The sequence below is a fragment of the Streptomyces altiplanensis genome (assembly GCF_053591575.1).
In genome coordinates, this window is the sequence record NZ_JBSFUB010000047.1 from 1 (window position 1) to 25,131 (window position 25,131).

Annotated in this window: 21 protein-coding genes; 5 read left to right on the top strand and 16 right to left on the bottom strand. The window is 70.7% G+C overall.

Translation table 11 applies throughout. From position 1 onward, the window contains the following. Positions 1 to 134: 134 nt before the first annotated feature. A complete protein-coding gene (locus ACWD0Y_RS20750; protein ID WP_450261803.1) occupies positions 135 to 1,316 on the bottom strand; it encodes an ROK family protein in 1,182 nt (393 codons plus the stop codon). Positions 1,317 to 2,061: 745 nt separating this feature from the next. Between ACWD0Y_RS20750 and ACWD0Y_RS20755 the strand changes: the two genes are divergently transcribed. The 5 genes from ACWD0Y_RS20755 (at position 2,062) to ACWD0Y_RS20775 (ending at position 7,129) form a co-directional block, all read left to right on the top strand. Beyond that, entirely contained in the window at positions 2,062 to 4,413 is a 2,352-nt protein-coding gene (locus ACWD0Y_RS20755; protein ID WP_450261804.1) for a family 49 glycosyl hydrolase, read from the top strand. A 117-nt stretch (positions 4,414 to 4,530) separates the two neighbouring features. After that, positions 4,531 to 4,965, top strand: a complete 435-nt coding sequence (locus tag ACWD0Y_RS20760) for a DoxX family protein (protein ID WP_450261805.1) — start codon at positions 4,531 to 4,533, stop codon at positions 4,963 to 4,965. Positions 4,966 to 5,048: 83 nt separating this feature from the next. Further along, positions 5,049 to 5,702, top strand: a complete 654-nt coding sequence (locus tag ACWD0Y_RS20765; RefSeq protein WP_450261806.1) for a lytic polysaccharide monooxygenase — start codon at positions 5,049 to 5,051, stop codon at positions 5,700 to 5,702. Positions 5,703 to 5,895: 193 nt separating this feature from the next. Then, on the top strand, positions 5,896 to 6,423 hold the full coding sequence (locus ACWD0Y_RS20770; RefSeq protein WP_450261807.1) for a DoxX family membrane protein: 528 nt from the start codon (positions 5,896 to 5,898) through the stop codon (positions 6,421 to 6,423). Positions 6,424 to 6,481: 58 nt separating this feature from the next. Continuing rightward, entirely contained in the window at positions 6,482 to 7,129 is a 648-nt protein-coding gene (locus ACWD0Y_RS20775; RefSeq protein WP_450261808.1) for an ATP-binding cassette domain-containing protein, read from the top strand. A 72-nt stretch (positions 7,130 to 7,201) separates the two neighbouring features. Here ACWD0Y_RS20775 and ACWD0Y_RS20780 read toward each other — a convergent pair whose 3' ends face one another. From ACWD0Y_RS20780 to ACWD0Y_RS20850, 15 genes are all read right to left on the bottom strand, one after another. After that, complete coding sequence (locus ACWD0Y_RS20780; protein WP_450261809.1) at positions 7,202 to 7,933, bottom strand: alpha/beta fold hydrolase; 732 nt, start codon at positions 7,931 to 7,933, stop codon at positions 7,202 to 7,204. A 170-nt stretch (positions 7,934 to 8,103) separates the two neighbouring features. Further along, entirely contained in the window at positions 8,104 to 9,012 is a 909-nt protein-coding gene (locus ACWD0Y_RS20785; RefSeq protein WP_450261810.1) for a helix-turn-helix domain-containing protein, read from the bottom strand. A gap of 39 nt (positions 9,013 to 9,051) precedes the next feature. Further along, positions 9,052 to 9,903 carry an alpha/beta fold hydrolase gene (locus ACWD0Y_RS20790; protein ID WP_450261811.1) on the bottom strand — a complete coding sequence of 284 codons (852 nt, stop codon included), beginning with the start codon at positions 9,901 to 9,903 and terminating at the stop codon, positions 9,052 to 9,054. 138 nt (positions 9,904 to 10,041) lie between these two features. Continuing rightward, complete coding sequence (locus ACWD0Y_RS20795) at positions 10,042 to 11,289, bottom strand: PucR family transcriptional regulator (protein ID WP_450261812.1); 1,248 nt, start codon at positions 11,287 to 11,289, stop codon at positions 10,042 to 10,044. A 137-nt stretch (positions 11,290 to 11,426) separates the two neighbouring features. Beyond that, complete coding sequence (locus ACWD0Y_RS20800) at positions 11,427 to 14,294, bottom strand: helix-turn-helix transcriptional regulator (protein ID WP_450261813.1); 2,868 nt, start codon at positions 14,292 to 14,294, stop codon at positions 11,427 to 11,429. Between the two features lie 111 nt (positions 14,295 to 14,405). Then, positions 14,406 to 15,020, bottom strand: a complete 615-nt coding sequence (locus tag ACWD0Y_RS20805) for an FMN reductase (RefSeq protein ID WP_450261814.1) — start codon at positions 15,018 to 15,020, stop codon at positions 14,406 to 14,408. Beyond that, positions 15,017 to 16,102 (bottom strand): LLM class flavin-dependent oxidoreductase, encoded by a 1,086-nt coding sequence (locus ACWD0Y_RS20810; RefSeq protein ID WP_450261815.1) that lies wholly within the window; start codon positions 16,100 to 16,102, stop codon positions 15,017 to 15,019. The genes ACWD0Y_RS20805 and ACWD0Y_RS20810 overlap by 4 nt, the downstream gene beginning before the upstream one ends. Before the next feature lie 105 nt (positions 16,103 to 16,207). Then, a complete protein-coding gene (locus ACWD0Y_RS20815; protein ID WP_450261816.1) occupies positions 16,208 to 17,044 on the bottom strand; it encodes an alpha/beta fold hydrolase in 837 nt (278 codons plus the stop codon). A gap of 132 nt (positions 17,045 to 17,176) precedes the next feature. Continuing rightward, positions 17,177 to 19,945 carry an ATP-binding protein gene (locus tag ACWD0Y_RS20820; RefSeq protein ID WP_450261817.1) on the bottom strand — a complete coding sequence of 923 codons (2,769 nt, stop codon included), beginning with the start codon at positions 19,943 to 19,945 and terminating at the stop codon, positions 17,177 to 17,179. Beyond that, a complete protein-coding gene (locus tag ACWD0Y_RS20825) occupies positions 19,942 to 20,829 on the bottom strand; it encodes a carbohydrate ABC transporter permease (protein ID WP_450261818.1) in 888 nt (295 codons plus the stop codon). Before ACWD0Y_RS20825 ends, ACWD0Y_RS20820 begins: the two co-directional genes overlap by 4 nt. After that, entirely contained in the window at positions 20,826 to 21,791 is a 966-nt protein-coding gene (locus tag ACWD0Y_RS20830) for a carbohydrate ABC transporter permease (protein ID WP_450261819.1), read from the bottom strand. The genes ACWD0Y_RS20825 and ACWD0Y_RS20830 overlap by 4 nt, the downstream gene beginning before the upstream one ends. Continuing rightward, entirely contained in the window at positions 21,791 to 23,122 is a 1,332-nt protein-coding gene (locus ACWD0Y_RS20835) for an ABC transporter substrate-binding protein (RefSeq protein ID WP_450261820.1), read from the bottom strand. The genes ACWD0Y_RS20830 and ACWD0Y_RS20835 overlap by 1 nt, the downstream gene beginning before the upstream one ends. 103 nt (positions 23,123 to 23,225) lie before the next feature. Beyond that, positions 23,226 to 23,951 (bottom strand): alpha/beta fold hydrolase, encoded by a 726-nt coding sequence (locus ACWD0Y_RS20840; protein ID WP_450261821.1) that lies wholly within the window; start codon positions 23,949 to 23,951, stop codon positions 23,226 to 23,228. Between the two features lie 70 nt (positions 23,952 to 24,021). Beyond that, a complete protein-coding gene (locus ACWD0Y_RS20845; protein ID WP_450261822.1) occupies positions 24,022 to 24,336 on the bottom strand; it encodes a GNAT family N-acetyltransferase in 315 nt (104 codons plus the stop codon). A 45-nt stretch (positions 24,337 to 24,381) separates the two neighbouring features. After that, positions 24,382 to 25,122 (bottom strand): GPR1/FUN34/YaaH family transporter, encoded by a 741-nt coding sequence (locus tag ACWD0Y_RS20850; RefSeq protein ID WP_450261823.1) that lies wholly within the window; start codon positions 25,120 to 25,122, stop codon positions 24,382 to 24,384. Positions 25,123 to 25,131 lie beyond the last annotated feature (9 nt).

Genomic DNA, 25,131 nt, shown 5'->3' on the forward strand with positions numbered 1-25,131 from the left:
CGAAGCTGCGCGGATAGATCTGGTAGACCACCGCCTCGCTCCACCAGGAGTCGGCAGGGCTGGCCACGTTTTCGGGCACGTCAAACCTCATCGTGTGTCTCGGTTGCTTGGTGTACTGCTGCGAGCTGGGTGGATCAGGAGATGGCGGCGCCGACCGCGTCGCGGATGACCAGGCAGGCCGCGCCTCGGGCCCACAGGTCGTGCCGGACGGGGTCGACATGGATCTGGCAGTCGCGGGCGGCGTCCGAGAAGGCGTGCGCCTCCATGGCCGCTGTCATGGCCGGGCCGAACAGGTCATGGGCGACCGCGCTCTCGCCCGCGATGATGATCTTCTGCAGGTTGAGCAGGTTGCACACGCCGGCCAGCCCCCGTCCGAGGGCGGTACCGGCTTCGGCGAAGGCCGAGCGCGCGACGGTCCGGGCCGATCCGCCCGCGGAGCGGGCGAGTTCGATGGCTTCGGTGATGGTGGCGCAGGGCACTCCGGCGTCCCGGAGGTGACGCAGGACGGCCCGGTCGCCGGCAAGGGCTTCGAGGCAGCCGCGGCGTCCGCAGCTGCACATGGGGCCGGTGGGGTCGAGGGGCAGGTGGCCGAGTTCCCCGGCGAGCCCGGTGGCGCCCGAGTAGAGGGTGCCGTCGAGGAGGAGGCCGCAGCCGATGCCGGGTCCGACGGTCACGACGGCGAAGGAGTCGACGTCGCGCCCCGCCCCGAACCAGCGCTCGGCCACGACGAGGGTGTTGACGTCGTTGCTGACGACGACCGGTAGCCCGGTCGACTCCCGCAGGGGACCGGCGACGTCGACCTTGCTCCAGTCGAGCAGGGCGGAGTAACGGCAGATCCCGGCCGCCGAGTCGACGTGTCCGCTGACCCCGACACCCAGGCCGAGCACCCTGTCCGCCGCCTCGGGAGCCTCGGCGAGGAGCCTGCCGGTCAGGGAAGCGGCGGCGGACAGGGCGGTTTCGGGGGTGCAGTCGGCGATCGGCTCCTCGGCACGGACCAGCACGTTGGCCGCCATGTCGGTGACCACCCCGGAGACCTGCGCGGGACCGATCTTCAGGCCCACGACCAGGTGCTTGTCGGGGTTGACGTGCAGCATCTTCTGCGGCCGGCCCCTGCCCTGCGGAGAGGTACTGCTCTCGCGCAGGTAGTCGTGCTCGAGGAGGGGCGGCAGCATCCGGGTCACCGAGGAGGGGACCAGGCCCAGGCGCTGGGCGAGCTGGGTACGCGAGATGGGCCCCGCCGTGAGCACGGTCGCGAAGATCTCCGCACGGGTCTGCTCACTGACAAGCTCCGAGAATCGGATCTTGGACGGGCTCATCACGCGATGCCTCCTGGTGGTGGTCGGTCAGGTCCGGGGGTTGCCGTTCATCCGCCATCGAACCCGACGGGGCCGGCGCATGTCCCCGCCCCTGGCGGATCGGGGCTCACCCGGCATTGCGGAGATCGCCATCGTTCCTCCTGCGCTCTGTTCCGGGCGATACGTGCGCCTCGCCGTCGACTGCGTATGACGGGAGTGTGTCTCCCAGACTTTTCATGCGTCAAGGAAGAAAAGATGGCGTTACACAACCGTGACGGCATGCCCTGGTCATTCCGTATGGCCACTTATGACCCGTTCATTCCTTTCGGCAGGGCGATCTTCCCTCCTCGAAGGAGCAAATCTCGCTCATTTCATTGACACGGAGAAGAAATGACGGGACGTTATCCGGCGACCGACACACGCCGAGGCCGTCGACCACGGACTTGCGCGACGTTCACGGCACCCGTCACGCATCGGACCGCAGAACCGGTTCCTCACGTCTGCGGGACGGAGCTCCCCACACCCCGGCCCTGCGGACGGCACTCGGCCCGCGGGCGCCGTCGGACCACTCCCCCGGAAAGCAAGGAGCCGATACCGACACGGGCTTGCCGCCGTGCGTGTGGTCTCCAGCCAGACCCCACGTGCGGCACCACACCCCCGGTGACGTGCCCCTGCGGCCTCCCCGGCGAGCAGGACAGCACATACGCCGGCGAACAGCCCGCCCCTGCGGGGCGTCGCCCCGCTTCATGAAGGAGAGGACATCATCATGCCCGCAGGAAGACTGCGACGGCTCAACCCGCTGGCGGCCATCGCCGCCGGTCTGGCCCTGGCTCTCGCCGGTGCCGTCGCGCCCGCCGCCGGCACCGCGGCCGCGGCCGTCCCCGTCCCGGCCCCGGCCGCACCGGTGGCCGCAGCGGCCGAGGGAACCACCGCCGACAGCGACCAGCTGCAGACCTGGTGGCACGACAACCACGAGTTCAACACCAGCAGCCCCGTGGCCGGCGACAAGGTGCGGCGCTCGTCCTTCTACGACGTGAAGGTCGCCACTGCGGCCGCGCCGACGACGAAGTACGACTCGTTCGCCTACATGAGCATCCCCCGCAGCGGTAAGGGGAAGATCGGCTACACCAAGGAGGACGGGGCCGAGTTCGCCTCGTCGGCGAACCTCACCATGAGCTGGTCGTCCTTCCAGTACGCGGCCGACGTGTGGGTCGACGTCTCGCTGCGCACCGACCAGAGCATCTCCTCGGCCGACCAGGTCAAGCTCAAGCCGAGCAGCCTGAACTTCGCCAAGGAGCTCGTCAACAGCAAGACCATCCGGATCAAGGTGCCCTACAGCAGCAAGGGCTACCGGTTCTCCGTCGAGTTCGACCCGCAGCTCTACACCGCCTACAACGACATGTCCGGCCCGGCCAACGACGCCGGCAAGCTGACCACGAGCGGTGGCGGCGGCAACCGGGCCATCCACACCGAGCCGCGCAACTCGATGATGATCTTCGCCGAGCCGGCTCCCACCGGTACGGAGAAGGAACGGCTGATCCCCACCGCGGCGTCGGGCAGCATCCACTACCCCGAGCCCGGCCAGGTCACCAACCTGAACTCGGTCAGCCAGGAGATCATCTACTTCCGTCCGGGCACATACACGATGGGTTCCAAGTACCACGCGGTGTTGCCGGCGAACGTCAAGTGGGTGTACCTGGCGCCCGGCGCCTACGTGAAAGGCGCGTTCCGCTTCTTCCACGACAACCAGGGCCTGTACAAGGTGACCGGGTACGGCGTGCTGTCCGGTGAGCAGTACGTGTACGAGGCGGACACCAGCAACAACTACGACCACCTCAGCGGGGCGTCGAACTGCCACGCCTCGTGCGTGAAGATGCTGCAGTTCCAGTCGGCGAACGCCCAGCAGTACCTCGACCTCCAGGGCGTGACCGTCAACGAGCCGCCGTACCACTCGTTCGTCGTCTACGGCAACGAGCAGACGTTCCAGATGCGGGTCGACAACTACAAGCAGGTCGGGTCCTGGTACTGGCAGACCGACGGCATCGAGCTCTACCGCGGCAGCACCATGAAGAACACGTTCTTCAACGCCAACGACGACGTGCTGAAGATGTACCACAGCGACGTCACCATCGATAACACCGTCATCTGGAAGAACGAGAACGGCCCCGTCATCCAGTGGGGCTGGACCCCCCGCAGCATCGACAACGTCCGGGTGAGCAACACCCACGTCATCCACAACCGCATGTACTGGAAGGACGTCAAGTACAACACCTGCATCCTCAACTCCTCCTCGCACTGGGAGAACACGGCATCGACCACCCGGGCGGATCCCGGCACCTGGGTGAAGAACATGACGTTCGAGAACATCACCGTCGAGGGCATGACCAACTGCGCCATCCGCGTCTTCGCCCTCTCCAGCACCGAGAACATCCACGTCAAGAACCTGAGGATCGGCGCCTGGAACGGCCTCGACGCCGGCAGCCAGATCAGCCTCCTCAAGCGCCACAGCAACTCCGCCGGCCAGAAGGTCACCCTCGGCAACGAAACGCGTGACAGCCGCGGGCTGAAGCTGGAGAACTACACCGTCGGCAACACCGTCATCAGCAAGTCCGGTGACAACTGGGGAGCGGACAAGCTCGGCCGGCTCGGCTTCGACGCCGAGAACTGGGACAACTGGAACGCCTGGGGACCCGGCACCGTCCCCGGCCCCGGGCCAGGCCCCGATCCGGTCCCGGGCAGCGGCCGGATCGTCAACGGCGGCAACGGCAAGTGCGTCGACCGGGCCGCAGCCGGCACCGCCAACGGCACCGCGGTCCAGCAGTGGTCCTGCGCGAACGTCCCCTCGATGACCTGGACGCTCGCCGGACAGCAGCTGAAGTCCGGCGGCAAGTGCCTGGACGTGGAAGGCGGGGCCACCGCCAACGGCACCAAGGCGCACCTGTGGGACTGCGGGACCTGGGACAGCCAGAAGTGGGCCTTCCCGTCCGACGGCACCCTGAAGAACCTCAAGTCCGGCCGCTGCCTGGACGTCGAAAGCCAGAGCACGGCCGACGGCGCCCGCCTCCACCTGTGGGACTGCAGCACCCGGACCGGCCAGAAGTGGACCCTCACCTCCTGACCCGTCCGGCGGCCGCCGGCGATCCGCCACCGCCGGCGGCCACCAGCCCGTACACCCGGCACCCGATCCGCCCATCCCCCGCCCCCGCCCCCGCCCCCGCTGAGAAAGAGCATCATCATGGAGACACCCGCCAGGTACCAGGGCCCGGTTCTGGGCCTGTTCCGGATCGTGCTCGGACTCCTGTTCGCCTGCCACGGAGCGGCAACGCTCTTCGGTGTCCTCGGCGGAGCACACGGACAGCCCCTCAGCCCCGGGCAGTGGCCGGGATGGTGGGCGGCGCTGATCCAGCTCGTCGGCGGCGCACTCGTCCTGCTCGGCCTGGGCACACGGCCGGCAGCCCTCCTGTGCTCGGGCTCCATGGCCTACGCCTACTTCGTCCACCACCAGGGCGACGGGCTGTTCCCCATCGAGAACGGAGGCGAGCAAGCCGCCCTGTTCTGCTGGGCCTTCCTGCTCATCGCCGCCCTCGGTCCCGGCCAGTGGTCCCTGACCGAACTGCTGGACCTGCCCGCCCGCCGGCGAAGGGAGGTGAGCGACCGCAGCAACGTCTGAACCCGCACCACAAGCTGTCATGTGCACGTAAATCATGGGTCGATGTCGACCTTTGATCTCCCCACACACGGAGGAAGAGCACCATGAACCGCGTACCCGCAACCCTCTCCCGCGCCACCGCGCTGGGCTCCGCCGTACTCGCCACCGCCCTCCTCGGCGTCGTCCAGGCACCGACGACCTCCGCACACGGCACGGTCATCGCCCCCGAGACCCGCAACTACGGCTGCCTGCAGCGCTGGGGCTCCAGTGAGCCGAACGAGGCCCAGGACCCCATGTGCTACCGCACCTACCACGAGAACCCGAACGCCATCACCGCGTGGAAGGCCGTCTACGCCAACAACACCGGGGACAACTACAAGCAGGTCATCCCCAACGGCCAGATCTGCAGTGCCGGCGGCCAGGGCGAAACCAACTACGGCGCCCTCGACCGTCCCGGCCCGTGGAAGACGACCAACCTCGGCTCCGACTTCACCGTCGACGTCTACGACGAGGCACGGCACGGCGCGGACTGGCTGGAGATCTACGTCACCAAGCAGGGTTTCGACCCCACGAGCCGGCTCATCGGCTGGGGCGACCTCGAACTGGTGAAGAAGACCGGCCGTTACCCCTACCAGCCGCACTACACCACGGACGTCAGCACCTCCGGCTACACCGGCAGGCACGTCGTGGTCACCGTCTGGAAGGCCTCGCACATGGACCAGAAGTACTTCCTGTGCAGCGACGTCAACTTCAGCTGACCATCCCCGGCTGACCCCGGCCCCGCAGGACGCTGCAGCCTCCTGCGGGGCCCCCGTCCCTCTTCCGGGAAACACCGGGACGCCCCGGGCGGGGAGATCCGCTGCCGATCCACACCCCCGCCCCGCCCGGCCCCCGATCCGCCCTTCCGTGCCCCGTTCCGGCCCCACACCTCACCCCGCTGGAGGACCGCCGATGACCAGCACGTCCCCTCGAAGCGCCGGCTCCGACGCGCAGTCCTCCGAGGGACCAGGGCGCTCCACATCACTGCGGTCCCGTCATACCAGGCAGGGTGGACCGGCCTCCTACGCCGAGCGCTACGTTCACCGCAGCACCGCCGTCCTGCGTGTCTGTGTCGGACTGATCTTCTGCTGGTTCGGCATCCTGAAGTTCTTCCCCCACGCCAGCCCCGCGGAAGACTTCGCCGTCCAGGCCAGCACCGAAATGACCGGCGGCTTCATCCCCGCGTCCCTGTGCCTGCTCCTGCTCGCCGTCCTGGAAACGGCCGTCGGAGCCGCCCTCGTCACCGGCCGCCTCCTGCGCTGCGCGCTCGCGGCGTTCTTCCTCCACATGGCGGGAGTCTTCCTCTCCCTCCTGCTGCTGCCCGCCCTCACCTGGCACGTCTACGGGGCCGTACCCACCCTCGAAGGCCAGTACGTCCTCAAAAACATCGTCCTGGTCGCCGCCTGCCTCCACATCGCCGCCGACGAACTCACCCCCTGAGAAACCTGACCCGCATCTCGCGCCACCGGGCGCCCGTAACCCGCACCAGGAGCATCCCGTGGGCAGCACCATCACCCTTCACCGGCTCGCCAAGACCTACCCCGGCGGCCGGGCAGCCGTACGCCAGGTGTCTCTGACCATCGAGAAAAGCGAGTTCCTCGTCCTCCTGGGGCCCTCGGGATGCGGCAAGTCCACCCTCCTGCGCATGATCGCCGGCCTGGGCGTCGCCCAGGGGCGGCCCCTGCTGATCGGTCTGCGTCCCGAAGCCGTTCGCATCGCCGAACCCGCCCGCTCCACGCCCTTCGAACGAGCCGTCACGGGCGTCGTCGAGCTCGTCGAGTTCCAGGGTCACGAATCCCTGCTCCACCTGTCCCTGGGAGGACAACGAGCCGACGTGCCGCCCCAGCTTCTCCCCCCGGACACGGGCCGGCCAGTCGGTGGCATAACCACCGGCCTCCTCCAGCACCTCCGCCGTCACACCACGGCACTCCTCAGCCGAGGCCGCACCGCCGCCGACCACCCGCACAGGAGCACACCGGCCCCGGAACGCAAAAGCATCGGAGAACTCGTCATCCGCGCCGTGCCCGGCACCGCCTACCGGCGCGGCCAGCACCTCCCTCTCCTCATCGACGTACGCAACCTCCTCGTCTTCGACGAATACGGCGAACGCATCAGCCCCGACCCCACCCAGGCACCCGACCTCTGACCGTGGCCGGACCCCGAGCTGTTCGCACAGCGCACTGCTGCTGGAGCACCTCGGCAAGCGTGGTGTGTCCGCTTATTCGGAGGAGGCCGCGCAACTCGTCGCCCGTACCGCGTCCCTGATCAGGTCGGCGACCCGTGCGGGCTCGGACAGGACGACGGCGTGGGAGGCGTCCGGAAGTTCGACGACGACGGCTCCGGCCCGTGCGGCGCCGAAGCGCTGGACCTCAGGGCTGATCGTGCGGTCCGCCCCGGCCACCAGAGCCCAGGACGGTTTCGTCCGCCACGCCGCCGCGGACGCGATCTCGGTGAAGGCGGCCGCGGCGAGCGGGCGTTGGGCCGCTGCCAGGACGCCGGCGACGGCCTCGGGCACGTCCGCCGCGAAGACGGAGGGAAAGGCCGCCTCCTCGATGGTGACCTCGACCGCCGAGCCGCCGTCGAGGAGGGGGTACGTCCACTCCTTCAGGCTGCCCGTCAGCGGGGACTCGGGAAAGCCCCCCTGGAGCTGGCCGAGGCTCTCGCCCTCGTGGGGCACGTAGGCGGCCACGTAGACAAGCGCGACGACGTTCTCCGCGGCGCCGGCCACGGTGATCAGCGCGCCGCCGTAGGAGTGGCCGACGAGTACGGCCGGGCCGTCGACCTGCGCGAGGAGGGAGGTGAGGTAGGCGGCGTCCGACGTCAGCCCCCGCAGCGGGTTCGACGGAGCGATCACCGGGATGCCGCTGCTCCGCAGTTCCGAGATGACGCCTATCCAGCCTGTCGCGTCGGCGAAGGCACCGTGCACGAGGACGACGGTGGGGTGGGGCATGCGAGTTCTCTTCTCGGTGTCGGGCCACGGATGGGGCGTCGTCACGACGGTCGGGGCGCGGCCCGGAGTCCGGCAGGAGGTCCGTGCGACTGTTACTCACGGTAGAGCCGTGGAAGTGGCACCTCTGGTACGTGCGCGTATCCGCGCTGTCATGACAGCGCACACGCGTCTCAGCGCCTTCGCTCGTCCTGGGCGCCGGCGGTCGTCGGTGCGAAGGCCGAGGTCGCCAGCGCCTGCCATTCGCTGGGGCTCATGCCGTACGTCCCGCGGAACGTGCGGCTGAAGTGCGAGGGGCTGCTGAAGCCCCAGCGGTGTGCCACCGCGGCCATGGTGAGTCTCCGGTTGGAACGGCCCAGTTCGAGCCGGCAGAACTCGAGCCTGCGCTGCCGCACCCATTGGCTCACCGTGCTGCCGTCGTTCTGGAAGAGCTTCTGCAGGTACCGGACGGAGATGTGGTGGGCGCGTGCGATCGACTCCGGTGAGAGGTCCGGGTCCATCAGATGTTCTTCGATGTGGGCGCGAATACGGGACAGCATCTGGTTGACGGTCCCGGACGCGTCGTCGGCCTCGTCCGTCGTGTCCGCTTCGAGGAGCTCCATGACCAGGACGGAGAGGAGATGCACGGCTGTTCGGGCACGCCGGTCCCCGATCGTGGACTGACGGAACTCCGCCGTGGCGGCGAGCGCGGTCAGGAAGCCGGACACCAGAGCCCCGATCCCCTCCCCGCCGCGTACGGGTACACCGAGCACCTGGTTCAGTTCCGACTCCGTGACGCCCAGATAGCAGCGGGGCACCCGGAAGAAGATCATCAGGCAGTCTTCGCCGAACTGCAGCAGGTCCTGTCGGGCCGGGTCGCAGAAGACCAGGTCGTTCGGCTCCAGAAGGGTCTTGGCACGCTCGTGGACGACGGTGACGGGCCCACGGACATGGACGCCGAGGTAGACGTGGTTCCGGTCGCTCGTGCCCGGCATCGCGGAAAGCATCTGGACCAGCCACCCCGAGCGGAAGGAGGGCGAGGTCGGATCGGGCGCTTGCCGGGGCACCCGTTCGGGCGCACGTGACATCAGTGAAAGGGTCATGGGAACTCCAAGCCGTACGGTTCGTGCGGACGGGCGGGTTCACGCCCGGCTCGCCGGCTCCTCGGCCAGGAACTTCTCCACCACGGCGTTGAAGGCCGACGGGTTCTCCAGGAAGGGGAAGTGCGAGCTCGCGACGTCGGAGGCGAAGACGTGCAGGCGTGCGCCGGGAATCCGCTCGGCGACGAAGCGCTGGGAATCGGGGTGCACATGGCTTCCCTCACAGCCGATCACCAGGGTCGGCACGTCGATCCGGGGAAGCACGTCCCGCCAGTCCTGCGCGCAGTGGTCGAACAGCAGCGGTACGCCCGCGTAGGCGGGTGTCGACCTGATCTCCTCGGCGACGAAGGCCAGCACCTCGGGGTCGGGCTCGCCGGAGAACATGCCGCGCACGAAGTCGGCGCGGACCGTGTCGCCCTCCGGCCCCGCCAGGGCCGCACCCAGGTACAACAGCCCCGACACATCGAAGATGGCGCCGGAGTCCCGCTGTTCCCCCTCGGTCATCCAGGGCACGGCGGCGACCGCCGCGGGCTGGTCGACGGCGACGAAGCGCCGGATGCGTCCGGTCCCGTACTGGTCGATGAAGCTCCACCACACCGAGACGCCCATGGACCAGCCCAGTGCGTCGAAACGGGCCAGCCCGAGATGGTCGACGAGTTCGAGCACGTCGCGGGAGAGCCGGGCGACGCGGTAGCCGTGACGCGGTTTGCCGGACTTCCCGTGGCCGCGGAGGTCGACGGTGACGACGCGACGGCCGGGCGCCAGCCCTTCGGTCTGGTGGCGGAACATCGCCTGCGTCTGCCCCCAGCCGTGCAGCATCACCAGCGGGACGCCCTCGCCGCCGGTGTCCTGGTACGCGAGCCGTGCGCCGTCCGTCGTGATCAGTTCCTTCATGACCTCTCCCCTGGTCAGAGGCGGTACGTCGTTCCCGCCCGTCCCGGACATCATCGAATGGAGCCCGCCGCCCGCACCACCGCGAGCTGTAGGAATCGAGCCGTGGATCCTCCTCGCTTTGCCGAAGCGGGTCCGTGGTCAGACGGCCCCGTCGTCACCCGGGGGAAGGAGTTCCTCGATCCTGAGGCCGAGGTGCAGAGTGAGCCGGTGGGCGCCGTTGTCGAGGTCGAGTCCGGTGATCTCCTGGATCTGGCGCAGGCGGTAGTAGAGCGAGGTGCGGTGGATTCCCAGCGTGTCCGCGGTCCTGGGAATCGATCCCGCGTGTTCGAGGAAGCAGCGCAGGGTGTACCGCAGGCGGTCGCCGCCATGAGCCTCGCTCAGGGTACGGAGCGGCTTCGGGACCAGGGACGCGTTCAGGGCGTGCTCGGGGAACTGGAGCAGCACGGCGAGTTCCCCGAGCAGCTCCCAGTCACCGGCGCTCTTCAGGGTGGGCAGTCGGCGTGCCGCGCGCGCCGCCACGAGCGCCTGCTCGTACGACGTCCACGCGTCGTCCAGGCCGGGGTGCCGGCCACCGACGCCGATCACCGGGTCCGCCGACGGGCCCAGGAAGGTGCGGAGTTCGTCGAGGATGCGAGCGGACTGGGCAGTGACCTCGTCCGGGCCGGGTGGGCGGGTGCGGAGCTGGAGCAGCGTCGCCCGCTCCTTGCCTATCGCGATGAGGCCCTGGGCGGAGCGCGTCTGCCGGAACCCCTCCAAAGCCCCCCACAGCGCAGCCTCGGACTGCCGCACGAGCTCCGTCGCGCAGCTCAGCTGGACGACGGTGACCAGGGTGTGCTCCGCCGCTCCTAGCAGTCCGAGCTCCCGGCCTCGCCGGCGTGCGGTGGCACGGGCGGCGACGTCGGTACCGACGAGTGCGAGGACCAGGTCCCGCTCGTCGGCCTTCCGGGTGTCGGCGGCGATGCGCTCTCCGTACATCTGGGCGGCCATGGCGTCCGCGGCCCGGGCGATGGCATGCGTCTCCCGCTCTCCGAGCGTCTTCTCGGGCACGACCACCATGAGCAGCCCGAGGAGATGCCCGCGCTCACGCAGCGGCACGACGTAACGGGGCAGCAGTCCGAGATCGTCACGGCCGTCGATGAATCCGGCTCTGGACCACTGGGTCACGCCCTGGGCGAGGACGTAGCGGATGGCCGCGTTGTCGGCGCGGCCCTGCAACAGGGTGCCGATGCGTACCGGGTCCTCGTCGCCGAAGTGGCGGCTCGTGCAGACCATGCGGACCAGCGGGTCGTCGACGGCGACGGACCGGCCCAGCAGCTCCGCGAGCTCATCGACAAGCGCCTGGAGCTCGGGGCTGCCAGGGCGGGCTCGCTGGAACCTTACGGTCATGCGCTGTTCCTCTCTCGACCAACTGTTCCCCGCGGGCTTCTCCACTCCGCAGTTCTTGATCATTTTGAGGAAGCGACGGCGTCGGCACATCACACGAATCGTCCATTTTCGCGACGCGCACAGGGGATACGAAGCGACTACTCTCCGCTGTCGCGATGCTCCACCAGCCGGGCCAGCTCCACGCGCGAGGTGATGTCCAGCTTGGTGAAGACCCGGCGCAGGTGCGAACTCACCGTGTGCGGCGAGAGGGAGAGGTGCTCGGCCACCTGCTGGTTGGTCAGCCCTCGGGCCACGAGCCGTACCACCCGTGTCTCCGCGGCCGTCAGCTCGGGCCATTCACCGGAGAGTCCGGCCGGCGAGGGCCGCCGGCGGACACCGGCGGCCCGCAGGCGCCGGCGGACGCGTGCGACGTCCCGCTCGGCGCCCGCTCGCGCATAGAGCGCGAGGGCCGTGTCGAAGTACGGCACCGCTTCGGACATGCGGGTGGCCGCCAGCTTGCGCCCGGCGTCCTCCAGTGCCGACGCCCGGGCCATCGCCCGAGGGCAGTCCTCGTACATCCGGACGGCGCGTACGAGAGGGACGAGGTCGTTGTCGAGGAGCCCCCGGGCGTGCGCGGCGGTGGCGGCGAGGAACGTGAGGTCGGGGTTGAGCACGGCTCGCCGCTCGGCCAGGGCGACTGCCTGCACGGCCCGTTCGTGCGCGCCGGCGCGCAGCGCCAGGCGGACGAGGACCGGAGCGTCGGCGGGGTCGAGCGAGCCGGCGAAGTCGGGCCGGTCCGCGACGGGCGAGGACATCACCTCGTCGAGTTCGGCCATGGCACGGTCGGGCCGGCCTTCGAAGTCGGCCATCAGAGCCAGCATCCAGGAGCCGGCGTGGCGGACGGCGGGTGCGCTGTCGCTCCGCATGCGCCTCGCCTCCGCCGCGTACGCTCGTGCGCCCTGCCGGTCGTTGGTGTGGAGTGCGACGCGCATCATCGCGTACCGGAGCGTGACGTCGGCGAGGTTGCCCGGGCCGATATCGCCCGTCGTCGCGGATGCGGCTTCGGCGTCGGCCCGGGCGTCCGCCAGTCGTCCGGCGTCGAGAAGCATCCGGGAGCGGGTCATGAGCCACATGCGGGTGGCGGCCGTCCGGCCCTGGTCCCTGGTGGTCCGGATGCCGTCCTCCGCGGCGGCGAGCGCTTCCGCGGAGTGTCCGGCGGCGTTCGAGAGGAATCCGTGCCACAGGGCCTCCGGAATCCACAGCGAGGAGCTGACGCCCGGGGCGGCGGCCAGAGCGGCGGCCCGCCCGGCCTGCCGGAACGCTTCGGTCCAGTCCATGCGGTGGAAGCTCGCGGCCGAGCGGACCGTCGCCAACGTGGCCTCGGCGGTACGGTCACCCGCCGCCGCCACGGGCTCCCGCGCCTCCGTGGCGGCCTGCTCCGCCGCCCGGTGCTCGCCCGCCATCGACAGGCCGAGAGAGAGCAGCGCGAGCAGTCGCCCCCTCACGGACGCGGGGACGCCGGGCAGTGCCGCCCCGGCGCGGGCCTGCCGGACCGCCTCGGAGAAGTCGAACGGCAGGGCGAGGCGTGCCAGGGCGAGGCGTACGCGTGCCTCGCCCTCGGGTCCCAGGCCGCCGGCCGCCAGGGCGGAGGCTCCCAGCTCACGCGCCCGGGCAGCCTGGCCCGTCTGCCAGAGCAGCGGGATCGTCTCAGCGATGACCCGCGCCCGCTCCGGAGCAGCCGCCGTGGTGAGTTCCAGCGCCTTGAGGCTGCGCTCCGGGACAGGTCCGGGGGCGGTGGCCGCGAGTTCCGCCGCGGCGCTGCGCAGCCGGCCGGCCTCCGCCGCGTCTCCTGGTCCCGCTCTCCCGGCCTCCGCCGCAGCTGCCGGCGCCGCGCTCCCCGGCGGCGGCCCGGGACGCTCGACGGGGGAGGCCGTGCTCCCCGGCGGCGGCCCGGCGGCCTGACGACGCAGGGCCTGACGCAGGGGCAGGGGGAGGCCGGCTTCCACCGCCTCGCGGATCAAATCGTGGCGGAAGGCGAGACGATCGCCCCTTTCGGCGAGCAGATCGGCGTCGAGGGATTCCTGCACCACCGCGATGAGCGCCGCCGAGGGCCTGCCGAGCAGTTCGGCGAGCTGCGCGACGGTGACCGGGCCGCCCACGGCAGCCGCCGTCCGCACCAGCTCTCGGGCCGCGTCCGACAGCTGGTCGAGGCGGCGCACGACAGAGGGAAGTACCCGCGAGGCCGGGGGGCCGGCCGACAGCCTGGCCCTGCCGTTCTCGATCGTCACCACCTCGTCCTCGCGCAGCGAGCCGAGCAGCTCGACCAGCAGCTGCGGCACCCCCTCGGCGCGGCGGGCGACGCCAAGGACGTCCGGGCCGGGAGTGGCGCCCAGGACGTCCTCGGTGATCCGCGTGGTCGCCCGGTCCCCCAGCGCTCCCAGCGCCAGCTCGTGTGCGCCTGCCTGCCGGATCCTGTCCAGGGTCGTGCGCACTCCCGACGGCACGCTGCCGCCGCGCACGGCGACCAGCCACAGGATGGCGTGCGACGAGAGTCCGGCCGCGAGGGTGTGAAAGGTGAGAAGGGTCAGGTCGTCGCACCACTGGAGGTCGTCGAGGACGACGAGCAGGGGGCCGTTTCGAGCCGTTTCCCGCAAGCGGTCCCCCAGTTCCTGGAGCAGCCAGAACCGCTGGCCGGGTGTCGCGGCGAGGTCCCGGAGCCGGACGGCGCCCGACAGCGGTCCCTCGCTGGAGAGCACGCCCTTGAGGAGCGGGCCGAGCGGCACGAACTGTTCGCCGGGGTCCGCCGCCCCCTCGAACACCCTCGTCCCGCGCCGCCTCGCGGCTGCCGCGGCCTCCGCGAGGATCCTGGACCTGCCGATGCCGGCGGGGCCTTCGACACGGACGATCCCGCCTTCGCCCCGGTCGAGCGCGTCCAGCCGCGCCTCGATGAACGCCAGCTCGGCCTCTCTGCCGCGGAGGGGAGTCCGTACACCGTCGAGCTCCTCGGGTACGGTCCGTGTCGTCACTCGGTTCACGCTCATTCCGCCGGCCTGGGCCGCACGGGACGGGCTCGGCCCGCGTGCGGTACGGCGGATCAGTATGAACCACCCCGCCGTCGCCCGGGCCGGGGGCCCGTCTCAGTCGAAGCGCAGGTCGGCGAGTTGCCGTTCGAGGACGGTGACGTCGTCCTCGGGCTCTTCACCGGCCGGACGCGCCGCCATGAGCGTGGCGAGCTCGGCACCCGCACGGCGGACGCGGCCGGGCAGGCCGTCGGTGTACTCGTCTCCACCCGAACCCCAGTCCTCGGAGGCCGCGAACACGGCGGTGGGGACGACGACGGCGCGGAGATAGGCGAAGAGCGGGCGCACGGCGTGCTCCAGGACCAGGGAGTGACGGGCGGTGCCACCCGTCGCCGCGATCAGGACCGGCTTCCCGGTGAGGGCGTCCGGATCGATCACGTCGAAGAAGGACTTGAAGAGTCCGCTGTAGGAAGCCGCGAACACGGGAGTCACGACGATCAGACCGTCGGCCGCCGTCACCGCGTCGATCGCGGCGCTCAGCCGCGGCGGCGGAAAGCCGGTCACGAGATGGTTGGCGATGTCGCCGGCCAGTTCGCGCAGCTCCACGGCCTCGGTCGACGCCGCGTGCCCCCGGGCGGCGAGTTCGTCGCGGGCCGACTCGGCCAGCCGGTCCGCGAGCAGGCGGGTGGAGGAGGGGGTGCTCAGCCCCGCGGAGACGACGATCAGCTTCACGCGGCGGTCACCTCCCGGACGGTTCGGAGCGACGCGTGCGTGGGGGCCTCGGGCACGTCGGCCGGGCGCCCCTTCGCGAATTCCCTCCGCAGCACGGGCACGACCTCTTCGCCGAGGATGTCGAGCTGTTCCAGAACGGTCTTCAGGGGCAGGCCCGCGTGGTCCATCAGGAACAGCTGGCGCTGGTAGTCGCCGACGGCCTCCCGGAACGACAGGGTCCGGTCGATGACCTGCTGGGGCGAGCCCACCGTCAGCGGGGTCTGCTCGGTGAAGTCCTCGAGCGACGGGCCGTGGCCGTACACGGGCGCGTTGTCGAAGTAGGGCCGGAACTCCCGTACGGCGTCCTGGGAGTTCTTCCGCATGAAGACCTGTCCGCCCAGGCCGACGACGGCGTCCTCCGGCCGGCCGTGACCGTGGTGCGCGAACCGGCGCCGGTAGAGCTGCACCATGCGCCGGGTGTGGTCGGCCGGCCAGAAGATGTTGTTGTGGAAGAAGCCGTCGCCGTAGAAGGCGGCCTGCTCCGCGATCTCGGGGGACCTGATGGATCCGTGCCACACGAAGGGCGGGACGCCGTCCAGGGGCCGCGGTGTCGAGGTGAAGGCCTGGAGCGGCGTGCGGAACGTTCCCTCCCAGTCCACGACGTCCTCGCGCCACAGCCGGCGCAGCAGCGTGTAGTTCTCCTTGGCGAGGTTGATGCCCTGGCGGATGTCCTGTCCGAACCACGGGTAGACCGGGCCGGTGTTGCCGCGCCCCAGCATGAGGTCGACCCGGCCGTCGGCCAGGTGCTGGAGCATCGCGTAGTCCTCGGCGATCTTCACCGGGTCGTTGGTGGTGATCAGCGTGGTGGCGGTGGAAAGGATCAGTTTCTCGGTGCGGGCGGCTATGTAGCCGAGCATGGTGGTCGGCGACGACGGTACGAACGGCGGGTTGTGGTGCTCGCCGGTCGCGAAGACGTCCAGGCCGACTTCCTCGGCCTTGAGCGCGATGGCGACCATCGCCTTGATGCGCTCGCGTTCGGTGGGAGTGCGGCCGTCGGTGGGGTCGGGGGTCACGTCCCCGACGGTGAAGATGCCGAACTGCATGGGGTGTCTGCTCTCCTGAGCTCGTCCGGTTCCCGCGCCGGGGAACCGGGGGCCGGGGTGACACCGGGGCTTCCGGCGTCACCCCGGCGGGTCAGCGGTGGGGCGTCACTTCGCCAGGAAGGCGAGGAGGGCGGTGTTGACCTCCTCGGCGTGGGTCCACAGCAGGCCGTGCGGGGCACCCTCGATCTCGGCGTAGTCGGCCGACGGAAGCGCCTTGTGAAAGGGGCGGGCGGTGCCCTCGGCCGGCAGGATCCGGTCGGCCGTGCCGTGCAGGATCAGGGCGGGCACGTCGACGGCGGGGATGTCGGCGCGGAAGTCGGTGTACCAGGTCGAAGGCGCGGCGGAAGCCGCGAAGGAGCCGCCTGCCGCCGCGGTGTTCCAGCTGTTGCGGACGGCTTCATCGCTGATGCGGGTGCCGAGGTTCTCGTCGAGGTTGTAGAAGTCGTTGAAGAAGGCCGTGTAGTAGGCGTACCGGTCGGCCTTGACGTCGGCGACGATCCCGTCGAAGAACTCCTTGGGGGCGACGCCGTCGGGGTTGTCGTCGCTCTTGAGCAGGCAGGGTTCGAGCGAGGCCAGGAAGGCGACCTTGGCGACGCGGCCCGAGCCGTACGTGGACACGTAGCGGGCGACCTCGCCGGTGCCCATGGAGAACCCGACCAGGACGGCGTTTCGCAGGTCGAGGGTCTCCATGACGGTGTTCAGGTCGGCGGCGAAGGTGTCGTAGTCGTAGCCGGTGGCCGGCTGCGAGGACTGCCCGAAACCGCGGCGGTCGTACGTGATCACGCGGTATCCGGCGTCGAGCAGCGCGGCGCTCTGGCGCTCCCAGGAGCGGCCGTCGAGCGGGAAGCCGTGGATGAGGACGACCGGCTGCCCGGCGCCCCGGTCCTCGAAGTACAGCTCGACGGGGCTGGTGTTCTCCTGGCCCACGGTGATGTACGGCATGGGTGGGTTCCTCGATTCGGGTCGGCTGGTCCGCGCGTCGCAGCGGCGCGGTATGCCGTCACGCTAGGACCGGTCCTGCGCCTCCTGTTGCCGTGCGGCGCACCATGCCTTGCACGCAGGCGCAGGGGTTGCTCAGTCGCCGGTGGCGGTCCCGGCGTCGCCCTCCGCCAGCACGATCCTTGCCAGGTGGACCCTGGAGCGCACCGAGAGCTTGCGGAAGACCGACGCCAGATGCGTGTTGACCGTGTGCGGGGAGACGTGGAGGGCGGCCGCGGCCGACCGGTTGGTGTGACCTGCGGCGATCAGTGCGGCCACCTTGCGCTCCGAGGCCGTCAGCGCGTCCCAGCCCTGGCCGGGGCGTGGCCGGGGGCCGCCGCCGCGCCGACCGGAGCGGGTCGTGGCCCGTTCCAGATCGGCCCGGACCCGGTCGGCCTCGAAGTCCGCCCCCGCCGGTGCGTAGATGTCGTACGCCCTGGTCAGGGCGGGCACTGCGGCGGCGTCGCCCGCGGTCAGCAGCGCGCGCCCGAGGTCGGCGGAGGCCGCGGCGAGGGGCAGCGGCCGGGGGCCGGTCAGGAGGATGCGGACCGATCGCTCCAGGAGTCCGCGGTCGGCGTTCACCAGGGCGGCCGCGTGGGCGGCCGTCCCCTGTGCGGTCGGTACGGAGGGGTTGCGGGTGGCGTGCTGCGCCGCCTGCGCCGCGAGGTCCTCGGCCAGGGTCCGGTCCCCGGCGCGCAGGGCGATCCGCACGGCCTGGACGACATGGGGGCGCAGCAGCCGCCATCGCAGGAAGGGGTGGTCCCGCTGGGCGGACCGGACCTGTTCGGCCGCTGCCGCGTGGTCGCCGTCGGCGTCGGCGACGACGGCCTCGAAGTACTGGTGGGTGGCGTGGTTGCCCGTGTTCGGCCGGTCGGCCACGGTCGACCTCACGACGTCCAGGTGCTCCCGGGCGGCTTCGCGGTCGCCGCGCAGCATCGCCAGCAGACCGCGGTTGACCCGTATGTTGACCAGGTTGCCGGGCACGTGGAGGTCCGCTTCGAGGCGTTCGGCGGTGACGAGGTCGGCGTCCGCGTCGTCGAGCCGTCCGAGCCCCATGTTCAGGGTTCCCTGAGCCCAGATCAGCATGGCGGGGCGCAGGGGGTCGTCGCCCGCCGTCCGGAGCAGTTGCCGTACGGTGTCGAAGTCGTCCAGGTGGATCCGTGCGACAACCTCCTCGGGGAGGAAGGCCGCGTCGAACACGCTCAGCGCCGTGTGGTGTTCGACGGCGGCGGCGCAGTCGCCCGCGTTGAGAGCGATCTCGCCGAGGCCCCACAGCGCGAGGACGCGGGCCTCCCGGTCGCCGGCCCGCTCCGCCTCGGCGAGCGCCCGTTCACCGGTCTCGCGAGCGGCCCCGAGGTCGCGTCCGCGGGACCGGGCCAGGGTCTGCCGCGCGGTCAGCCGGGCGCGGACCGCCGGGTCGGTGACGACGGCCAGCGCCGCCGTCGAGCGGCGGGACAGCTCGTGGACGTCGTCGAGGTGCCACAGCGTGTCGCCGAGTACGGACTGCAGACGTGCGAAGACCTCCAGGGGCGGCTGCCGGGCCAGCAGCGCGTCGCCGGTCTCCCGTGCCTGCGTGTACCGGCCCGCGCGAGTCAGCGCGACGACGGCCCGTTCTCCCACGTCGAACACCATGGGCGCGTGGGGCGGTACGAGTTCCAGGGCGCGCAGGGCCAGGTCGGCGGCGAGACCGGGCATCACGGCGATCACGTCCGTGGCGGCCGTGCCGAGCAGCCTGATCGCCTCCTGATCGCCGGGTTCGGCGCTCTTCAGCAGATGCGGGACCGCGTCGGCGGAGCTCCGGCCGGCCGCGACGAGGCGGCTGGCGGCCTCCCGGTGCAGCGCCCGGCGTACGGAGGGTGCGAGGTCGGCGTACACCGCCTGGCGGAGCAGGTCGTGGCGGAACAGGAGGCGTTCGCCCTCGTCGTGGAGGAGCGCGGCGGAGATCGCCTCGTCCAGTTCGGCGCTGAGTCCGGAGGCGGGCCGCCCGCACAGGGCCGCGGCGTCGGCGAGCGTGAACGCGCGGCCGAGGACCGAGCCGATCCGCAGGAAGTGGAGGGTGTCCGGCCGGAGGGCGGCCAGCCGGTCGCGTACGCCGAGGACCAGCCGCTCCGGCGGTTCCGGCCCGTCCGTGCCCGACGCCGCGATGCCCGTGAGCATCTCGGATGCGAGGAAGGGGTTGCCTCCCGCCCCGTCGAGGAGCTCCGCGACCTGCTCCGGTACGTCCCCGCCGAGGACGTCCCGTGCCAGCTCGGCCAGGGCCGTGCCGGACAGCGGCCGGAGGGGGAGGGTCGTCGTCCGCGGCCCCCGCCCGTACAGTTCCGGGTCGTCCCTGCCGGTGAGCAGCCAGAGGACCGGGGAGCTGAACAGCCGTGCCGGCAGGACACTCAGGGCGAACCGGCTCAGCGGGTCGGCCCAGTGGACGTCGTCGACCGCGATCAGTACGGGCGTGCCCGCCGAGCGTTCCTCGATCAGCTGGGCCAGCCTTTCGACGAGCCAGATGCGCTGGTCGTGGTGGCCCGCCAGGTCTGCGAAGTCGGCGCCGGACAGCAGCGGCGGGTCGCCGTGCAGGAGGCCCGAGGCCAGTGAGGCGAGCGGTGCCAGCTCGTGCAGTTCCTCGGCGCGTCCATGGCTGACGAGGAATCCGTGGGCCCGTGCGATCGAGAGGGTCTCCCGCAGCAGTACGGTCTTCCCGATCCCGGACTCGCCCAGGAGCAGCGCGATCGCTCCTCCCTCTCCGTCGCGTACCGCCTCGACCAGGGCGCGCAGCCGCTCCAGCTCGGCTTCGCGGCCCCGCAGCCCGGGCCGGCTCAGCCCCGCGCTCCCGGGCGTCGCCACGCCTTCTCCCTCGGGCCGGCCGGGGATCATCCCTTGACCGATCCGGCGGCCAGTCCCCGCGCGAAGTGCCGCCGGAGGGAGAAGAAGACGAGCAGCGGGACGAACGCCACCACGAAGGCTCCTGCGGTGAGCCGCTGCCACTCGTTGCCGTACGTCCCGGCCAGGCTCGCCAGTCTGACCGTCATCGGCGCGGTCCCGGCCGTTCCGCCCGACAGCGTCAGTGCCACGAGGAGGTCGTTCCACACCCAGATGAACTGGATGATGACGAAGGTGACCAGGGCCGGGCGGGCCAGGGGCAGCACGATCCGGAGCAGCAGCGTCCCGTGCGACGCCCCGTCGACGCGGGCGGCCTCGATCAGGTCCCGGGGCAGCCCGGCCAGGAAGTTGTGCAGGAGGAACACCGCGAACGGCAGCGCGAAGACCGTGTGGGCGAACCAGACGTGGCCGAACCGCGCGGGACCGGTGAAGTTCCACGCGGGCAGGAACAGCCAGCCTTGGGAGAAGAGCTTCAGGAGGGGGACGAGCGCCATCTGGAGCGGCACGACCTGGAGGGCGAAGATGCCGACGACGAGCGCGTCGCGGCCCCTGAAGTCGATCCACGCCAGGGCGTACGCCGCGAAGAACGCCAGCACGAGCGGGAACAGCACCGAGGGAAGGGTGATGACCACGGAGTTGACGAAGTGCTCCGCGAGGCGGCCCGACCCGTTCCCGCCGCCGGACAGCACCTCTCCGTAGTTGTCGAGCGTGAGGTGCGGCGAACCGAACACGGTCCACCAGCCCGTCGTCTTGATCTCGTTCTCGGGCCGGAACGAGGAGAGCAGGAGGCCGAGGGTCGGTGTCGTCCAGAGGACCGCGATCACCACGGCGATCGACGAGAAGGCGCGGGAGGCCAGACGCTCCCGGACGCCGTTCACCCCGCCCTCCGCTGCGCCCGGACCTGGTGGGCGACGAAGGGGGTGACGAGGACGAAGAGGAGCACGGCGAGAGCCGCGCCGCGGCCCGTCTCGCCGTAGCGGAAGGCCTGGTCGTACATCTCGTGGGCGATGACGCCCGTGTCGAACTGTCCTCCGGTCATGGTCTTGACGATGTCGAAAGCCTTGAAGGTGCCGATCGCCTGGGCGAGGACCACGACGAGCAGCGTGGGTCTGATCGACGGCATGGTGATCCGCCAGAAGATCTGTCGGGGGGACGCGCCGTCGAGTCGGGCCGCCTCGGTCATCTCACCGGGAACGGCCCTGATCGCGCCGGCCAGCAGGAGGGCCGCGAAGCCCGCCTGTGTCCACACCATCACCACGATGAGGAACAGGACGTTCCAGGGAGAGTCCACGAGCCATTGCCTCGGTTCGCCGCCGAACGCGACGACGAGCTGGTTCAGCAGCCCGATCTGCCCGGCCTCCGCGGGACGGTAGGCGTAGACGAACTTCCAGACGACACCCGCGCCGACGAAGGAGAACGCCATCGGCAGCAGGACGAGGGACAGCGCGAACGCTCTGAACCGCGACCGCACGACGGCCGCCGCGTAGAGCAGACCGACCGAGGTCGCCAGCAACGGCACGAGCACCACCCATGCCAGGGTGTTGCGCAGCGCGACCATCGCCCGGGGGTCGGTGAACATCCACACGTAGTTGTCGAAGCCGGCCCACGCGTCTCCCCCGCTGTCGGTGAACGACAGCACCAGGGTGCGCAGACCGGGAAGGAGAAGACCGGCCGTGAGCAGCAGCAGCGCGGGGGCCAGCAGGATCAGGGCCATGGCCCTCCTCCGTTGCGGCCCCCGGTGCAGCGCCAGCAGGATCAGGGAGACCACCGCCGCGAAGGCGGCGACGCCCTGGAGCAGGTACAGCAGCTTGGGCTGCTGGGCGACGAGGTCGAACGACATCAGCGGTTCGGCCAGGACCGTTCGATGGAGTCGGCGACCTGCCGGGTGTTCGCGCCGCCGATCCAGTCGACGGCTCCCTTCCAGAACGTCCCGGCGCCGACCGACGCGGGCATCAGGTCCGAACCGTCGAACCTGAACTGTGTCCTGGGATCCTGGAGCAGCTGGATCGAGAGCCTGTCGACCGGGGTCGCGGCGTTCGCCGGATCCGCGCCCTTGTGCGCCGAGACGAACGGGCCCTTCTTCATACGCGCGTTCGCGAAGTCCGCGGAGGCCAGATACTTCTGGAAGGCCCGCACTTCGGGACGGTCGGCGAACGCCGCGGTGAACACCCCGCCGCCCAGTACGGGGCGGCGGGCCCGGTCGGCCCCCGGGAGGAGGAAGGCGTAGACGTCCTTGTCCGGCCCGATCTCGGTGCCCTCGGGCCACAGACCGGCATAGAACGAGGCCTGGCGGTGCATCGCGCAGTCCCCGGAGAGAATCGGTGTGCCGGCTTCCTGGAAGGAGATCGACGCCATCGACCGGGCAGGACCGAAACCGCCGTTGGCGTATCGGTCGTTCCTGAGGATGGACCCCACGGTGTCCATGGCCTCGATCACACGCGGATCATTGAACGGGATCTTGTGGGCAACCCACTGGTCGTAGACGTCCGTGCCCTGCCGGCGCAGCAGGACGTCCTCGATCCAGTCCGTCACGGGCCAGCCGGTCGCCTCACTCGACTCCAGGCCCGCACACCACGGCTTGACGCCCGATGCCGCGACCTTCTCCGTCACGGCCATCAGCTCGGACCACGTGCGGGGAACGCTCAGTCCCCTGTCGCGGAAGAACTTCGGCGAGTACCAGACGAACGACTTCACGTTCGCGACCAGCGGCGTGCCGTAGAGGGTGCCGTCCACGGTCGCGTAGCTGTTCCAGTCCGCCGACCAGCCCTGCTTCGCGAGGGCCGCGACCCCGGCGCTCGCGGGCTTGAGCTTCCCCGCCCGCGCGAAGCGTTCCAGGAGTCCGGGCTGAGGGAAGAACGCCACATCAGGCGCGCTCCCGCCGTCGACCCGGAGCTGGATCTGGGCCTCGAACTCCCCGTCCCCCTCGTACTGGACGTCGATTCCCGTGCAGCCCGCGAAATCCGCCCAGGTCTCTTCGAACAGGTCGGCCTCCCGGTCCCGGTTCTCCGCGTAGACGGTGACCTTGGTGCCGGGGTGCTTGCCGTACCTGGCGTACGGACCACAGTCCACGGCGGCATCCGGCTGCGAACCACTGTTCTGCGGTACACCGCAGGCGGTGGCAAGGGCAACGAGGGTGATGACGGCGAACGCGAGCCTCGCGCCGAACCTCATGGGTGCGTTTCCTCCGATCGCCCGCCGAAGGGTTCTCGGGGTCGATCAGAAGCTACCAGCGCCCGAACAATATCGACTAATCGTTCGATCCTGAACGATCGGGTCAGTGGGCGGTGGACCGGACCGCGTCCTGGATCAGCTCCACCACGGCCTTGGGCTGGGCGAGCATGACGAGGTGTGAGGAGTCGACCTCGACGGTGGTCATGCCGGCGCGCTCGTAGCCGTAGCGCTCCACATCGGGGTTGATCGTGCGGTCGGAGGAGGCGACCAGGCCCCACGAGGGCTTGGTCTTCCACGCCGCGACCGGCGCCGCCTCCGTGAAGGCCCGTGCGGCCAGCGGGCGCTGGGAGACGGCGAGCACCGCGGCGAGGCCGGGGTCGACGTCCGCCGCGAACAGGGCGGGGAACCGGTCGACCGCCACCGAGACATCGGTGCCGGTCTCGGTGGAGCCGGCCAGCGGGAACGGGGTGTAGACGAGCGCGTCGGCGAGGCCGGAGTCGGGGAAGCGGCCCTGGAGCTCGCCCAGGCTCTCTCCTTCCTCCAGCGCGTATCCCGCGAGGTACACCAATGCGCGGACGTTGTCTTCCGTCCCGGCGAGGGTGATGACGGCGCCTCCGTAGGAGTGCCCGACCAGGATCACGGGGCCTTCGACGGCGCGGATCACCGAGGCGATGTACGCGGCGTCGTCGACCAGGCTGCGGTTGGGCACCGCCGGGGCCACCACTTCCATGCCGGCGGCGGTCAGCTCGGGGATGACGCGGGCGTAGCTGGAGGCGTCGGCGAAGGCGCCGTGGACCAGGACGACGGTAGGGCGGGCGTGTCGGGGCATGGGAGAACTCCTCGGTGTGTCATGGAGATGGGGATGGGGCCGGTGATGCGGGAGGCGGGTGTGCGGTGTTTCACAGGCCGAAGCGGGCGCGCCTCGTCCCGGGCACCAGGTCGGTGTACTCCGGGTGCTTGCCGATCCAGCCCCGGATGAAGGGGCAGTAGGGGAGGACGCGCAGCCCTCGGGCCCGGGCGTCGTCGAGGGCCCCGCGGGCGAGCAGTCCGCCCAGACCCCGGCCGGCGAACCGGCTGTCGATCTCGGTGTGAATGAAGGCGACCTCACCCTCCGAGAGGTGGTATTCGGCGAAGCCCGCGGTCTCGGTGCCGTCGTCGCCGGCGAGGATCTCGTACCGGGACTTCTCGGGCCGGTCCGTCACCTGCGGTTCCATGGGTGCTCCTGTGCGGTCGTGGTGCAGCGGGGTGGGTGGGTGCGGTCAGAGCGTGCGGCGCACGCCCGCCTGGCGTTCCAGGTTGCGGAGCTGGACGGCCAGGTCGCCTTCCACGGCGAGGTGAGCGGGGCCGCTGCGGCCGATGGGCAGGACCTGCTCGCTGCGCATGTCCTCGAGCATCAGGGCGAACGCCGTGTACATCGCGACGAGCGCCACCACGAGACCGAGCGCACCGGACGTGCGCGTCAGCCATTCCGCGCCGGTGATGCCCGCGAGGCCGGTGGCGGCCCAGCGCGGCAGGGAGACCGCGAGGACGAGCCAGAGCGCGCGCTTGGGCCGGGTCACGGCGGTCATCAGGGCCCCGAAGCAGAGGAGCGCCAGGTTGAACACGCCGAGGACCTGAAGGCCGTCGGCCGCGCCGCTGAGCATGATGAGTGAGTAGGGCAGCCAGCTTCCGGCGAACACCGCCATCAGCGTCGCCGCGATCACGTCACGGGCGCCGAAGGCCAGGACGCTCACCAGGAGCTGGAGGACGAAGGCCGGAAGCACTGTGAAGGCGACGGCGGCGCGGGCCGTCTCGTCGAAGAGCCCGAGCTGGAGGCAGCCCGTCATCACGGAGGCGATGGCTATCGTGAAGAAGCCGAGCGGCATGGGTGAGGCGATGGGGCGCAGGTTGATCCGTGTCATCGACCGGAGGTCCGGTTCGAAGCGGCGGCCCCCGGGGGCTTCCGGCGGGGTGGCCCGGGCGTCGCCGCCGTCGGCGGCGGCGGGAGAGGCTGCGGTCATCAGGTGGAT

What these genes read in the sequence shown, in the direction of transcription:
- ACWD0Y_RS20750 (WP_450261803.1), bottom strand. Translation starts at nt 1,316, where the DNA reads ATGAGCCCGTCCAAGATCCGATTCTCGGAGCTTGTCAGTGAGCAGACC.
- ACWD0Y_RS20755 (WP_450261804.1), top strand. Translation starts at nt 2,062, where the DNA reads ATGCCCGCAGGAAGACTGCGACGGCTCAACCCGCTGGCGGCCATCGCC.
- ACWD0Y_RS20760 (WP_450261805.1), top strand. Translation starts at nt 4,531, where the DNA reads ATGGAGACACCCGCCAGGTACCAGGGCCCGGTTCTGGGCCTGTTCCGG.
- ACWD0Y_RS20765 (WP_450261806.1), top strand. Translation starts at nt 5,049, where the DNA reads ATGAACCGCGTACCCGCAACCCTCTCCCGCGCCACCGCGCTGGGCTCC.
- ACWD0Y_RS20770 (WP_450261807.1), top strand. Translation starts at nt 5,896, where the DNA reads ATGACCAGCACGTCCCCTCGAAGCGCCGGCTCCGACGCGCAGTCCTCC.
- ACWD0Y_RS20780 (WP_450261809.1), bottom strand. Translation starts at nt 7,933, where the DNA reads ATGCCCCACCCCACCGTCGTCCTCGTGCACGGTGCCTTCGCCGACGCG.
- ACWD0Y_RS20785 (WP_450261810.1), bottom strand. Translation starts at nt 9,012, where the DNA reads ATGACCCTTTCACTGATGTCACGTGCGCCCGAACGGGTGCCCCGGCAA.
- ACWD0Y_RS20790 (WP_450261811.1), bottom strand. Translation starts at nt 9,903, where the DNA reads ATGAAGGAACTGATCACGACGGACGGCGCACGGCTCGCGTACCAGGAC.
- ACWD0Y_RS20795 (WP_450261812.1), bottom strand. Translation starts at nt 11,289, where the DNA reads ATGACCGTAAGGTTCCAGCGAGCCCGCCCTGGCAGCCCCGAGCTCCAG.
- ACWD0Y_RS20810 (WP_450261815.1), bottom strand. Translation starts at nt 16,102, where the DNA reads ATGCAGTTCGGCATCTTCACCGTCGGGGACGTGACCCCCGACCCCACC.
- ACWD0Y_RS20815 (WP_450261816.1), bottom strand. Translation starts at nt 17,044, where the DNA reads ATGCCGTACATCACCGTGGGCCAGGAGAACACCAGCCCCGTCGAGCTG.
- ACWD0Y_RS20820 (WP_450261817.1), bottom strand. Translation starts at nt 19,945, where the DNA reads ATGATCCCCGGCCGGCCCGAGGGAGAAGGCGTGGCGACGCCCGGGAGC.
- ACWD0Y_RS20830 (WP_450261819.1), bottom strand. Translation starts at nt 21,791, where the DNA reads ATGTCGTTCGACCTCGTCGCCCAGCAGCCCAAGCTGCTGTACCTGCTC.
- ACWD0Y_RS20835 (WP_450261820.1), bottom strand. Translation starts at nt 23,122, where the DNA reads ATGAGGTTCGGCGCGAGGCTCGCGTTCGCCGTCATCACCCTCGTTGCC.
- ACWD0Y_RS20840 (WP_450261821.1), bottom strand. Translation starts at nt 23,951, where the DNA reads ATGCCCCGACACGCCCGCCCTACCGTCGTCCTGGTCCACGGCGCCTTC.
- ACWD0Y_RS20845 (WP_450261822.1), bottom strand. Translation starts at nt 24,336, where the DNA reads ATGGAACCGCAGGTGACGGACCGGCCCGAGAAGTCCCGGTACGAGATC.
- ACWD0Y_RS20850 (WP_450261823.1), bottom strand. Translation starts at nt 25,122, where the DNA reads ATGACCGCAGCCTCTCCCGCCGCCGCCGACGGCGGCGACGCCCGGGCC.